This window comes from Rhizobium sp. NRK18 (assembly GCF_024385575.1).
Taxonomy (GTDB): Bacteria; Pseudomonadota; Alphaproteobacteria; order Rhizobiales; family Rhizobiaceae; genus JANFMV01.
Genome location: NZ_JANFMV010000001.1, coordinates 2,339,848 through 2,353,149 on the forward strand (window position 1 = coordinate 2,339,848; position 13,302 = coordinate 2,353,149).

At 62.6% G+C, this 13,302-nt stretch carries 10 protein-coding genes; 4 read left to right on the forward strand and 6 right to left on the reverse strand.

Features of this window, described 5'->3' with window-relative positions; genetic code table 11:
* Nucleotides 1–232 precede the first annotated feature (232 nt).
* Nucleotides 233–2,221 carry a bifunctional 2',3'-cyclic-nucleotide 2'-phosphodiesterase/3'-nucleotidase gene (locus NN662_RS10925; protein ID WP_261930291.1) on the forward strand — a complete coding sequence of 663 codons (1,989 nt, stop codon included), beginning with the start codon at nucleotides 233–235 and terminating at the stop codon, nucleotides 2,219–2,221.
* A gap of 33 nt (nucleotides 2,222–2,254) precedes the next feature.
* Here NN662_RS10925 and NN662_RS10930 read toward each other — a convergent pair whose 3' ends face one another.
* Nucleotides 2,255–3,208: a LysR family transcriptional regulator gene (locus NN662_RS10930; RefSeq protein WP_261930292.1), complete on the reverse strand. Its 954-nt coding sequence runs from the start codon at nucleotides 3,206–3,208 to the stop codon at nucleotides 2,255–2,257.
* 138 nt (nucleotides 3,209–3,346) lie between these two features.
* On the opposite strand from NN662_RS10930, the gene NN662_RS10935 reads away from it, so the two are divergent.
* Nucleotides 3,347–3,964, forward strand: a complete 618-nt coding sequence (locus NN662_RS10935; RefSeq protein ID WP_261930293.1) for an FMN-dependent NADH-azoreductase — start codon at nucleotides 3,347–3,349, stop codon at nucleotides 3,962–3,964.
* Nucleotides 3,965–4,099: 135 nt separating this feature from the next.
* On the opposite strand, the gene amt is transcribed toward NN662_RS10935, so the two are convergent.
* The 3 genes from amt to ilvA all read right to left on the reverse strand — a co-directional run bounded on the left by amt (nucleotide 4,100) and on the right by ilvA (nucleotide 9,111).
* Nucleotides 4,100–7,246: an ammonium transporter gene (gene amt, locus NN662_RS10940; RefSeq protein WP_261931940.1), complete on the reverse strand. Its 3,147-nt coding sequence runs from the start codon at nucleotides 7,244–7,246 to the stop codon at nucleotides 4,100–4,102.
* Nucleotides 7,247–7,438: 192 nt separating this feature from the next.
* Nucleotides 7,439–7,759: an HlyU family transcriptional regulator gene (locus NN662_RS10945; RefSeq protein ID WP_261930294.1), complete on the reverse strand. Its 321-nt coding sequence runs from the start codon at nucleotides 7,757–7,759 to the stop codon at nucleotides 7,439–7,441.
* Nucleotides 7,760–7,848: 89 nt separating this feature from the next.
* On the reverse strand, nucleotides 7,849–9,111 hold the full coding sequence (gene ilvA / locus NN662_RS10950; RefSeq protein ID WP_261930295.1) for a threonine ammonia-lyase: 1,263 nt from the start codon (nucleotides 9,109–9,111) through the stop codon (nucleotides 7,849–7,851).
* Nucleotides 9,112–9,224: 113 nt separating this feature from the next.
* Here ilvA and NN662_RS10955 point away from each other — a divergent pair, with 113 nt between their 5' ends.
* Nucleotides 9,225–10,679: a TrkH family potassium uptake protein gene (locus NN662_RS10955; RefSeq protein WP_261930296.1), complete on the forward strand. Its 1,455-nt coding sequence runs from the start codon at nucleotides 9,225–9,227 to the stop codon at nucleotides 10,677–10,679.
* Between the two features lie 71 nt (nucleotides 10,680–10,750).
* Nucleotides 10,751–11,161, forward strand: coding sequence for a GFA family protein (locus tag NN662_RS10960; protein WP_261930297.1), 411 nt, complete (start codon nucleotides 10,751–10,753; stop codon nucleotides 11,159–11,161).
* 53 nt (nucleotides 11,162–11,214) lie between these two features.
* Here NN662_RS10960 and NN662_RS10965 read toward each other — a convergent pair whose 3' ends face one another.
* Together NN662_RS10965 and NN662_RS10970 are read right to left on the reverse strand one after the other, a co-directional pair.
* Nucleotides 11,215–12,036, reverse strand: a complete 822-nt coding sequence (locus NN662_RS10965) for an SDR family oxidoreductase (protein ID WP_261930298.1) — start codon at nucleotides 12,034–12,036, stop codon at nucleotides 11,215–11,217.
* Nucleotides 12,033–13,226, reverse strand: coding sequence for a phytanoyl-CoA dioxygenase family protein (locus NN662_RS10970; RefSeq protein ID WP_261930299.1), 1,194 nt, complete (start codon nucleotides 13,224–13,226; stop codon nucleotides 12,033–12,035). The genes NN662_RS10965 and NN662_RS10970 overlap by 4 nt, the downstream gene beginning before the upstream one ends.
* Nucleotides 13,227–13,302 lie beyond the last annotated feature (76 nt).

Sequence of the window (13,302 nt, forward strand, 5' to 3'; positions counted from 1 at the left end):
GGCGGAGGCTCCCGGCGAAAACCTAGGCGTGGAGCGGCTAAAATCAAGCGATCGGCGTTCGCCGCATGCTTTCCCCTGCGACGATTTATTTTACCAAAGGGACAATAATTCATCTGGCCATCCCGGACCGTCACTGTCATCATCCCGCCATCAATTCCGACGTAACGACAACCAAGCCGGGAAGGCCTAGCGCCCGACCAATCGTCATCGAATTCGATCTGGGAGACAGACAATGCCCCACCTCCTCTCCTCCACCGCGCTCACCCGCCGCTCGCTGCTCGGTGGGCTTGCCGCCGGTTCGGCCTTCATCATGCTGCACCCGTTCGCCGCGCACGCCGCCGCCAACCAGGCGCATCTCAGGATCATGGAAACGACCGATATCCATGTGAACCTGCTGCCCTACGACTATTACGCCGACAAGCCGAACGACACGATGGGTCTGGCCCGCACCGCCTCGATCATCGACGGGATCCGGGCCGAGGCCGGCAACTCCATGCTGATCGACAATGGCGACCTTCTGCAGGGCAATCCCATGGGCGACTTCATGGCCTACAAGAAGGGCATGAAGGCCGGCGACATGCATCCGGTGATGAAGGCCATGAACATGCTCGGCTATGATTGCGGCACGCTCGGCAATCACGAGTTCAACTACGGCCTCGATTTCATGTTCAACGTGTTGAACGGCGCCAATTTCCCGATCGTCTGCGCCAACCTGACCAAGGGTCAGTTGGCGTCCAACCCGAAGGACGACGAGCTCTTCTTCAAGCCCTATGTGATCCTTGAGAAACAGATCAAGGACGGCTCCGGCGAGATGAGCCCGGTCAAGGTCGGCTTCATCGGTTTCGTGCCGCCGCAGATCATGGTCTGGGATGCCAAAAACCTTGAGGGCAAGGCGCAGACCCGCGACATCGTCGAAGCGGCCAAGGCCTGGGTGCCGGCCATGCGGGAGGAAGGCGCGGATATCGTGATCGCCCTCTCCCACTCCGGCATCGATGCGACCGGCCCAGGCGAGCGCATGGAAAACGCCTCGCTCTATGTCGCCGGCGTCGAGGGCATTGATGCGGTGTTCACGGGCCACCAGCATCTCGTCTTCCCCGGTCCGAAGACCTGGGACGGCATGGCCGGCGTCGATCCGGTGCGCGGCACGCTGCAAGGCAAGCCCGCCGTCATGGGCGGTTTCTGGGGCTCGCACATGGGCCTGATCGATCTGCTTCTCGAAAAGGACGGCAAATCCTGGAAGGTCGTCGATTTTACGACCGAGGCGCGGCCGATCTATCACCGTACCGAAGACCGGAAGATCGTCGCCGACGTCAAGAGCGACGAACGCATCACCGATGCGGTGAAAAAGGAGCACGAGGAAACGCTCGCCTACGTCCGCACGCCGGTCGGCAAGACATCCGCGCCGCTCTACTCCTACTTCGCGCTGGTCGCCGACGACCCGTCGGTGCAGATCGTCTCGATCGCCCAGACCTGGTACATCAAGGACATGCTCAAAGACACGGAATACAAGGACTATCCGGTGCTCTCGGCGGCAGCCCCGTTCAAGGCCGGCGGCCGCGGCGGTGCGGACTATTACACCGACGTTCCGGCCGGCGATATCGCCATCAAGAACGTCGCCGACCTCTACCTCTATCCCAATACCGTGCGCGCCGTGCTGATCACCGGCGCCGAAGTGAAGAACTGGCTGGAAATGTCGGCCGGCATGTTCAACCAGGTCAAGCCCGGCGCCAAGGATGCGCCGCTGCTCAACCCCGATTTCCCGTCCTACAATTTCGACGTCATCGACGGCGTCACCTACCAGATCGACCTGTCACAGCCGGCCATGTTCGACAAGGACGGCAAGAAGGTCTCCAACGGCGCCGGCCGCATCGTCGATTTGAAGTTCGACGGCAAGCCGATCGATCCGGAGAATAAGTTCGTGGTCGCCACCAACAATTACCGCGCCGGCGGCGGCGGCAACTTCCCGGACATCAACGACAGCAAGATCGTCTTCGTGGGTCCGGATACCAACCGCGACGTGATCGTGCGCTACATCATCGATCAGGGCACCATCAATCCGTCGGCGGACGACAACTGGTCGTTCAAGCCGATGGAAGGTACCACCGCCGTCTTCGACACCGGGCCGAAGGGCCGGCAGTATGCATCGTCGGTCAAGAGCGCAAAGATCGAAGATGCCGGCGACGGCGCCGACGGCTTCGCCAAGTTCCGCCTGGTGCTCTGACGGGCAAACAAGACATGCCAGGGCCGCTGCGGATCATTCCGCGGCGGCCGGAGCATCCTTCTTGCCAGGCACGTCGTGCGATCCCGCGGGGCATTGGCTCAGAAGCAGGCGGAACCGCTCCATCATCCAGCGCGCGGCAGGCCCGGGCGGACTTGCCGACCGCCACATGGCGAAGATCGGGAAGTTGGACGTCTCGAACATGTCCATCGTCAGCCGCACCAGCCGCCCTTCCTGAATATCCTTCTCCACGACCGCCCCCGGCATGCCGCCCCAGCCGAGCCCGGCGCGCAGCAGCGTGTGCTTCGTCATCATGTCGCCCACCCGCCATGTGCGCATGGAAAAGACGTTGAAATCCCGGCCGCGCGTCTGGCCGGTGGCGTCGGAGACGACGATCTGCACCTCGTCGCGGACATCGGCAACGGTCAGCGGCCGGTCGAGCTTCGCCAGCGGATGATCTGCGGCAGCCATCGGATACATGAAGGACTGGCTCAAGCGCTCGACGATGATCCCGTCCTCGACCTTCATCAAGGCCCCGCCTATGCCCAGATGCGCATTGCCATGCTCGACCAGGTCGCTGACCATGAAGCCGGAGCCCCAGTTGACGTTCAGCTGCACCGTCGGAAAGGTCTTCTGGAACGCGGACAAGGCAGCGACGAAGGCCTGTTCCGGCACCATGACGCTGACGGCGAGCTTCAGTTCGCCCTCGAGCCCCTCCCGCAGGGCGGCGGCCCGGCCGCGCAACGAATTGAGCTGCGCCGCCATTCGCCGTGCATCTTCAAGCACGGCCTTGCCGGCTTCCGTCAGCACCGGCTGGCGCGATCCTGACCGATCGAACAGTGCCAGCTGCAACTGGTCTTCCAGGTTTGATATGGCATAGCTCACCACCGACTGGGCCTTGTTCAGCTGGCGCGCGGCGGCCGAAAAGGAGCCCGTATCGGCAATGGCGATCAGCACCTGAAGCTGATCGAGCGTCGGATTTGGCTGCATGTCTACCCATCCAATAATTCGATGATATCAATCCATATTATCATGGTTTTATATATTAATCATCTGACTTATCTAATTCGTCAACAGCGCCGGGGGACATCACTCGGCCATTGATTTCAATGACGAAAGGCACTTAAAATGTCGAATATTCTTCTCGTTACCTCTAGCCCGCGCGGCTCTGACTCGCTGTCCACCAAGGTCGCCACCGATCTGGCCGAAAAGCTCGCAGCCAAGGCCGCCAACAACGGCATCATCCACCGCGATCTCGGCTCCGAGCCGGTCCCGCACCTCGACACCGTTTCGACCAATGCGATCCGCAAGGCTCCGGCCGACCGCAGCGCCGACGAAGCCGTTGCTGCCGACTACTCCGACAAGCTGGTCGCCGAACTGCTGGCCGCCGACACGGTGATCCTCGCCACCGGCCTGATCAACTTCAACATCTACTCGACGCTGAAGTCCTGGATCGACAACGTTGCCCGCGCCGGCCACACCTTCAAGTACACCGAAACCGGCCCGCAGGGTCTGGCCACCGGCAAGAAGGTCTACATCGTCCTGTCGTCCGGCGGCGTCTACTCCGAAGGCCCGGCAGCCCCGATGAACCATGCGGTTCCGTACCTCAAGACGGTTCTCGGCTTCATGGGCATGACCGATGTCGAAGTGATTTATGTCGAAGGCCTCGCCTTCGGACCGGAAGCCGCCGAAAAGGCGATCGCCACGGCGCAGGCCAAGGTCCAGGAATTTTCTGAAGCAGCCTGATTTTTCAAACCTGAATTCAATATAGATCTTTTCAAACATTCATAATGTCAGGGCGCGGCCTCATTGGAGACCGCGCCCTTTTTTATTCCTTGCTCGCAAAACGGTATCCGGCCGAGCAACCGGCTTGCCTCTTGGTCAGGCCGGCTTGGACATCTGGGCGACATCGTTGCGGCCCGACACATGCGGCCTCTCGTGCCGGACGCTCGTCATGATCTGGTTCACGATGGCGGGCTCGATCTCGGTCAGCAGTTCGTCGACAGGCATCGCCCGTCCGAGCAGATAGCCCTGCAGCTGGTCGCATCCCGACAGCGACAGGAACACCGCCTGGTCCACCGTTTCGACGCCCTCGGCGACGACGCGCATGCCGAGCCCGGCACCGAGCGCAATGATCGTGCGGATGATCAGAGTCGCATTTTCGGAAACGGCGAGGTTCTTGACGAATTCGCGGTCGATCTTGATCGTGTCGAACGGATAGCGGCTGAGATAGCCAAGCGAGGAATAGCCGGTACCGAAGTCGTCCAGCGCGATGGAAAAGCCCTTGGCCTTCAGCGCCTTCAGGAGATGCAGCGCCCGCTTGTCGTCCTCGATCAGCGTGCTTTCGGTGATTTCCAGCTCGATCTGCGCGGGGCTTACCCCATTCGCCTCGACGATCTCGATCAGCCGCGGCAGGAAATCCATCTGGCGAAACTGGATCGGGCTGACATTGATCGAGATGTGCCGGTCGCCGAGATGGCTCCTGACGATCCGACAGGCTTCCTCGATCACCCATTCGCCGATCTGCACGATCTTGCCGGAGGCCTCGGCCACCGGAATGAAATCCGCCGGGCTGATGGTGCCTTTGTCCGGGTGATGCCAGCGCAGCAGCGCCTCGTAGCTGACGATCCTGGCGGTGGCCGAATCGACCCGCGGCTGCAGATGCAGCTCGAACTGGTTGCGGTCGATCGCGGCGACGAGATCCGCCTCCAGCTGGCGACGCTTCTCGGTCAACTCGCTCATGCCGGGCCGGTACATGTGCCAGATGTTGCGACCGGATTCCTTGGAATGGTAGAGCGCGATGTCGGCACGGGCGACCAGCAGTTCCGGATCGAGGCCGTGCTCGGGGCTGAGGCTGATGCCGACGCTGGCGCCGACCTGCACCTCCAGTCCTTCGCGGATCTGGATGGGCCGGGAGAGCTCCCGGACGATCCGCATGCCGAGATCGGTCATCTGGTTCTGGAATGTCACGCCCTTGACGATGACGGCGAACTCGTCGCCGCCGAGACGGGCGACCACACTGCCCTGCCCCGATGTCTGCTTCAGCCGGCGCGCCGCTTCCCGGATGACTTCGTCGCCGGCGGGATGGCCATGAATGTCGTTGACCAGCTTGAACCGGTCGAGGTCGATCAGCAGCAGCGCCGTCTGCTCGCTTTCCAGCGCCATTTCCACCGCCTTTGCCAGTTGGTGGTTGAACAGGCTGCGGTTGGCAAGTCCGGTCAGCGGATCATGCTGGGCGAGATGAATGATGTTCTTCTCGGCCGCCTTGCGTTCGCGCAGATCCACGATGCAGCCGATGCGAACGGCTTCACCCTTGTACTTGATGTTGCGGCCGCGGGCGGCAACGGGAATGCGTTCGCCGGAGGCATGCAGAAAGTGATACTCGTATTCCTCGGTGCCGTTTGCATCGATGATCGCCTGGACGCGTTCATGGTCCTCGGGCGCGATGAAGTCCAAGACGGGCCGGTTGATCAATTCTTCCATCGGCCGCCCGGCCAGGGTGACGAGCTGTTCGTTGCCATCGACGACAATGCCGTCGCGCAGCATGACGATCGCCTCGAAGGTCGCATTCGACAGCGCGGAGACGCGCTCGGCTTCCTCCGTCTGGCTCTTCAGCTTTTCGAGCTCGGCGCGCTCGCGTTCCTCCTCCTCGAGATTGTCCATCAGGCGGTTGAAGAGATCGGTCAGCTTTTCCGCTTCGTCGCCGGCAACGACGGGCAGACGCTTGTTGAAATCCTTGGCGCCGCCCAGAAGACCACCGAGCGCATCCTCGACGTGGCCGACGCCCAGACGGGTTCCGTGCTCGGCGACGTTGAGCCCCATCTCTTCCTGCTCCGCGGTGACGCGGATCGACGTCACCTTGTTGAGGAGCCAGAAAAACAGGAAACCGGTGCAGAAGGTCCAGTAGAAGTTGAGCAGCGAGCCGAAGGCCTGGATATACAGCTGTCCCACCGCACTGCCTGCCGGAAGCAGATGCGCCGGCGCAAGCACGGCGAGACCGACGGTGCCGACGACACCGGCGAAGGCGTGCACGCCGATCGCGCCGACCGCGTCGTCGATCTTCCACCGCCGCTCGACCCAGATGTTGCCGTAGACGGCCGCAAGTGCCCCGGCAGCGCCGATCAGCATGGCGCCATCCGTTCCGAGAACGTGACATCCTGCCGTGACGGCCACGAGGCCGCCGAGCAGGCCGGAGAGCGATTTTTCCGGATAGATGACGCCGTCCTGGAAATAGCCGACGCAGTAGCCGACACAGGCGCCGACACCGCCGGCCAGCACCGTGTTCAAGATGATGCGGGCGATGTCCGGCACCGCCTTCAGCGTCGAGCCGCCATTGAAGCCGATCCAGCCGATATAGAGCAGCAGGGCGCCGGTTGTCGCCAGCACCGGCGAATGGCCGGTGATGCGGATCGGGTTGCCGCGGGCATCGAACCGTCCGATGCGCGGGCCGATGACGATACAGGCGGCGAGCGACACCCATCCGCCGGTCGCATGCACCACCGTCGAGCCCGCGAAATCGACAAAGCCGAGATTGGCGAGATAGGCGGAAGGGTTTTCAAACAGCGCCGCGCCCCAGGCCCAGTGGACGAAGACCGGATAGATGATACCCGACAGGAACAGCGACCCCATCACGTAGACCCAGAGTCGCATCCGCTCGGCGACGGCCCCGGACACGATCGTCGCGGCCGTGCCGCAGAACATCACCTGGAAAACGAAGAACCCCGCCTGCCAGGAGTCGATGTTCTTGAGAAAGTAGAAATCGGTGTCCCACCCGACCACAAGGCCGTGATCATGGCCAAACCCCATCATGAAGCCGATCGCGGCAAAGGCGACGACGCCGAAGACGAAATCGAGGAGGTTCTTCTGGGCGACGTTGACGGAGTTCTTCGATCGGACCAGCCCGGCCTCGAGCAGCAGGAAGCCGACCTGCATCATCATGACGAGCGCGCCCGCCAGCAGCATCCAGCTCAAGTCCAGCCCGAGCGTGATGTCCCTCGAAGTCTCGGCAGCCTGCGCCTCCTGGCCCATCAGGGCCAACACAAAACCGCTGAAAATTGCTCCAGGGACACCAAGGCGCATAGAAATGGCTTCATCCGAAAAACATTAAATTTTGACGGATGCTAAGCACCAAGCGTTAACATTGTGTGTGCGGCGCACTGCAACCAGAGCAGAGCGTATGCCCCGGATCGTCAGGGTAAGCGCCCCTGGTTGACGCTTTGGTCAGACGGAACGCGTCTCCGCGCCATCGGCAAACAGGTGCTTGCCGTTCTGGTCGATGATCTGGCGTCCCTTACGCAGCGTGAACTCGATCGCCTCGTCGGAAGACGAGAACAGATCGGCACGGATGAAGGAACGCACCATCGGGCTGCCCTCGCAGCTTTTCTCGATACGGCCGGCCAGACGATACTGTCCGCCTTCCTTCATCGGCTCGGCGAAGATGGTCAGACCCTGATAGTCCTCGGTCTGGGTCGCGGACGGTGCGGCCGCCCCCTTGTCGCCGGAGGAGAAGATGGAGGCAATCTTGGAAAATATCGAGCTCATGTCCGGGGTCCTAGCATGAATTGACGTCGAGGCAAAGGCAGCGGCTGCCGCGTGAGCCAACCTCACCATACGGCATGACGTAGAGTCACTCAGATGATCAGGTTGGCGAGGATCTCATTGTCGGTGATGTCTTCGTAGCCCATGCCCGCCGCGTCGAAATTGGCCTTCAGCCGGTCGAAATTCTCCGGCTTCACCGTTTCGATGCCGATCAGGATGGAGCCGAAGTTGCGCGCCGACTTCTTCAAATACTCGAACCGCGAGATGTCGTCCTCCGGCCCGAGCAGGTTGAGGAAGTCGCGCAGCGCGCCGGGGCGCTGGGCGAGCCGCAGGATGAAATACTTCTTCACGCCCGCATAGCGCATCGCCCGCTCCTTGACGTCGGGCAGCCGTTCGAAATCGAAATTGCCGCCGGAGACGACGGCAACCACCGTCTTTCCTGCCAGCTTTTCCGGACCCAACTGGGCAAGTGCCGCAATCGACATGGCCCCCGCCGGCTCGAGGACCACGCCCTCAACGTTCAGCATCGACGTCATGGTCACGCAGATGGCGTTTTCCGGCAGCAGCATCACCTGCCCGTCGGAAAAGCCCTTCAGCATGGAGAAATTCAGGTCGCCGATCCTGGCCACCGCCGCGCCGTCGACGAAATTGTCGACCTTCGGCAGCGTGACGATCTCGCCGGCTTCGAGGCTCTTCTTGAGGCTCGGCGCACCGGCCGGCTCGACGAACAGGAAGTCCTCGCGTTTCACCACGCCGTCGAGATAGCCGGTGATCCCGGCCGAGAGACCGCCGCCGCCGACCGGCAGGATCATCAGGTCCGGCACCGTGCCGTCCGGCAGCTGCTCCATGATTTCGGCGGCGACCGTCGCCTGGCCCTCGACGATATCGGGATGATCAAACGGCGGCACCATGATCGCCCCGGTTTCGGCGACATGATCCTGGGCTGCCTTGTAGCACTGGTCGAAGAAGTCGCCGAAGAGCCGGATGGTGATGAACTCGCCGCCGAACATGCGCGTCTTGTCGATCTTCTGCTGCGGCGTCGTCACCGGCATGAAGACCACGCCCGGCACCTGGAAATGCCGGCAGACGAAGGCAAACCCCTGCGCATGATTGCCGGCGGACGCGCAGACGAAGGTGTGGTCCGAGCCGCCGGCGGCAATCGCCTTGCGGAAGAAATTGAAGGCGCCGCGAATCTTGTAGGAGCGCACCGGCGAGAGATCCTCGCGCTTCAGCCACACCTTCGCGCCGTAGAGCCCGCTCAGGTGTTCGTTCAGTTGCAACGGTGTCGCGGGAAACACCGCGCGCATCGCCTCGGCGGCATTATCAACATCGCGGGTGGCAAAGGTTCTGGTCATCAAAACTGGGCTCATTGAGTTTAACGGTCGTACCCGCTATGACATATGCGGAAAGCGGTGACAAAAGTTTCTTTGCCGCCAATCTTGTCTGCGAAAGCCGGGAAGCCACCGCATTGAATGCCAACCTTCTTCGTTCCGCGATCCATATTGCTGCGATCTGCGGCCTCTATCTCGCAACGGTCATGTTCATTCCCGCGATGGTCGATCTTTATTTCGGCCATCCGGACTGGCGCATCTTCGCCATGTGCGGCTTCATGACGTTCGGTTTCTCGCTGGCGACCGCCATGGCGACGCGCGGCAATTCCACGCCGTTCAACAAGCGCTTCGGCTTCCTGCTGGTCAACATCCTGTGGGCCACCTTCTCGCTGACCGGCGCCATACCGCTCTATTTCTCCGCCGCCAAGCTGACCTTCGCGCAGGCGCTGTTCGAATCGGTCTCGGCGATCACGACGACCGGATCGACTGTCATTGTCGGCCTCGACAACATGCCGCCCGGCCTCCTGCTCTGGCGGTCGCTCCTGCAATGGCTCGGCGGCGTCGGCATCGTCGCGCTCGGCCTGTTCGTGCTGCCTTATCTTCGCGTCGGCGGCATGTCCTTCTTCAAGATGGAATCGTCCGATACCAACGACAAGCCGTTCGCCCGCATCGCCAGCTTCACCCGCGCCTTCGTCGGCGTCTATGTCGGCATCACGATCGTCTGTGCGATCACCTACGACGTGCTCGGCATGGGCCATTTCGATGCCCTGAACCACGCCATGTCCACCGTGGCGACCGGTGGATTCTCCACCCATGACGCCTCGCTCGGCTTCTTCCGCAACCCGGCGCTGCTCTGGGCCTCGACCTTCTTCATGATGGTCTGCTCGCTACCGTTCTCGATCCTGATCCTGTTCATCGTGCGCGGCCGGCTCGATTCGCTGCGCGATCCGCAGATCCTGGTCTTCCTCGGCTATGTCTCCGCCTTTGCGGTGGCCGTCGCTGTCTACCACCACTTTCAGTCTGACGTGCCGTTCTCGCGCTCGCTCACCCATTCCTTCTTCAACTTCGCCTCGATCTTCTCGACCACGGGCTATGCCAGCGAGGACTACTCGCTGTGGGGACCGTTCGCGATCATGGCCGCCTTCATCGCCACGTTCGTCGGCGGCTGCTCAGGCTCGACGGCCGGCGGCATCAAGGCCTACCGTTTCACCGTTCTGTTCAACCTGTTGCGCACGGGGCTGAAGAAGCTCCTCTACCCGAACGCCATCTATTCGGTGCGTTACGGCCGCAATATCGTCGAAGCTGACACGCAGCGCGCCGTCTTCCTGTTCTTCTTTCTCTACATGCTGCTCTGGGCCTTCGGCAGCCTCGTGCTCGGCGCCATGGGCTTCGACCTCGTGACCTCCGTCTCGGCGGTCATCACGGCGCTCTCCAATGTCGGCCCCGGCCTCGGCGACATCGTCGGCCCGGCCGGCAACTTCTCAACCTTCGCCGATCCGCCGCTCTACCTGCTGACCCTGATGATGCTGCTCGGCCGCCTCGAAATCCTCACCGTCCTCGTCCTCCTGATGCCGATGTTCTGGAAGAACTAGGCTCGGGAGCAATTGATCTGGCGGACTGCGGCCCCAGCCGCGAACCCGCGTCAAGCGATTAGGAGTATTTCATGATGACCCCGATCACTTCCGGCTCCTGCCTGTGCGGCACCGTCAGGTTCCAGATGTCTGGTGAGTTCCAAAACTTCTTCCTGTGCCACTGCAAGCGCTGCCAGAAGGACACGGGCTCGGCGCACGCGGCCAACCTGTTCTCATCGACGGCGACGCTGACGTGGTTGTCCGGTGAGGAAAGCATCCAGACCTACCGCGTTCCGGAAACCCGGCATGAGAGAAGCTTCTGCATCGAATGCGGGTCCGCCCTGCCGAGCGTTCAAATGAATGGTGCCGTGCTGGTTGTTCCTGCCGGGAGCGTCGACAGCGCGATCACTATCCGCCCTAACGCACACATCTGCTGCGCCAGCCGGGCGGATTGGGACGCGGATCTGGACACCATCCCGAAACTGGACGGTCTCCCAGGCTAGTCTCGACACCACCGGGACCGGCGCTGCCATTGCGCCGGCCGGCCTTCGTTTCCCTACAACGCGCTCTTCGGATGCGGGCTGTCCTCATAGGCGCCCCAGACGGACTGGTCGAAGTTGATCGTCGCGCCCGTCATCAGGCCGGATTCCGCCGAGGCGAGATAGGCGGCGGCGCGCGCCACCTCGGCCGGGTCGACCAGCCGGCCGAAGGGCTGGCGAGCGGCCGCCTCCTCCAGCCAGTTTTCCGGCGCGCCGTGATGTTCGCGCTGTATGCGGTCCTCGCCGTCGCTCGACATCCAGCCGATGTTGAGCGCATTCACCCGAATGCGGTTCTTCAACAGCGCGAAGGCGGTGTTGCGAGTCAGCGTGTCGACCGCACCCTTGGACGCGCAGTAAGCGGCTATGAAAGGCTGGCCGGCCATGGACGACATCGACGAGATGTTGACGATCGCTCCTTCCGTGCCGGTCTCGCGCATGGCCTTGATCGCTTCCTGCATCAGGAAGAAGGGTGCCCGGACATTGATCGCGAAGATCCGGTCGAAGAGCGCCGGATCGGTGTCGAGGATCGTGCCGCGGTCGGTGATCGCCGCAACATTGACCAGCACGTCGATCGTGCCGAACGCCTCGCGCGCCGCCGCGATCACCTTGCGGCAATCCTCGACCTCGGCCAGATCGGCGGCGACGAAGTGCACCGGCACGCCATAGCGCTCCGAAATTTCGCGCGCCTTCGCCTCGCCCTTTTCGACCGAGCGGCCACAGATCGTGATGCCTCCGGCGCCGCGTTCGGCAAAGAGCCTGGCGATTTCCGCGCCAAGTCCCTGCGTGCCGCCGGTGACGACGGCATGTTTTCCATCCAGTCTGCCCATGTCCTGCCTCATGCCTCCCGTCTGGCGGCGTGGTCGGCGACGAGCCTGGCGAACGCCTCCGGCTCCATGCCGCTCTCCAGCGCCTCCCTCATGATCGCAGCCTGCGTCTTTGGCGCAAGCCCGCCGACGGGCGGATCGCTGTCGAGATTGGTCGGGAAGGCATAGCCCTCGGCGCTGGCGGCAATCGCGTTCGCCACCTCGCCCATGCCCAGCGTGCCGGTTTCCAGGGCGGCGAGCAGATGCGGATAGAGGGTCTCGACCATGCGCGTGCGGTTGACGCTTTCCATCGCCCGGCCCAAGGCGGACGACACCTGCAGCAGGTTTGCCATGCGGTAGATGTCGGGCGAGACGTTGTTGCCCGCACCATGCATCAGCGCCGGGTTGAAGAACACGGCGTCACCCTTGGCAAGCGGCAGCTGCACATGGTTCTCCTGGAAATAGGCCTGGAATTCCGGCCGGCCGAAGGCGAGATAGCCCTCGAAGAAGGTCTGCGAATAGGGCAGGAACAGGGTCGGCCCGCTTTCGAGCGGCATGTCGCAATGGGCGACCGCCCCCTGCAGCGTCAAGAGCGGCGAAATGCCGTGAATATGGCCCGGATAGGCCTGCATCTGCGCCGGCGACATGAAGCCCAGGTGATAGTCGCGGTGCGGCTTCTGCGCCGTGCCGCCGGGATTGACCCGGTTCATCTGCGCCGTCATCTGGTAGCCCTTGCCGAGCCAGGCTTCGGAGGCCATGGCGATCGCCTCGGAAGCATAGTAGCGGGCGAAATTCTCCGGGTCCGCCAGGCAATGCTTCTCGAGCGAATTCCAGATGCGGTCGTTGGCGCCCGGCTTGGCGAAATGGTCAGCCGCGACCTTGCCCTTCTCGCGTTCCTCCAGGACGATGGCGTTGAAGACCTCGGTCGCGCGGTCGACCACGGCGGCATCCGGCAGCGCATTCTTGATGGCGATGACGCCCGGACCGGTGGCAAAAACCTCGACCCATTCCGCCATCAGCTCGCGACGGCTCTCCGCGTCCTGCGCCACGTCGCGCACCCGCTCGCCGTCATAGATCAGCACGTTCTTCTCGACTGCCGCGGCATAGGGCCATTCGGCGATGTCGGTCGCCCGCATCACCTCGGCCTTGAATGTCTCGAAACTGCCGCTGTCGGCCGAAAGCCAGACCTTGTTGCGCCGCCGGCTGGCGACCGTCTGTGCGTCCATGATGATATCCTCCCATTCTTGACGTCTGTCAGCTTGATCCTAGCCGAGGCCGGCCCTAATCATAGGCGCAAAACAC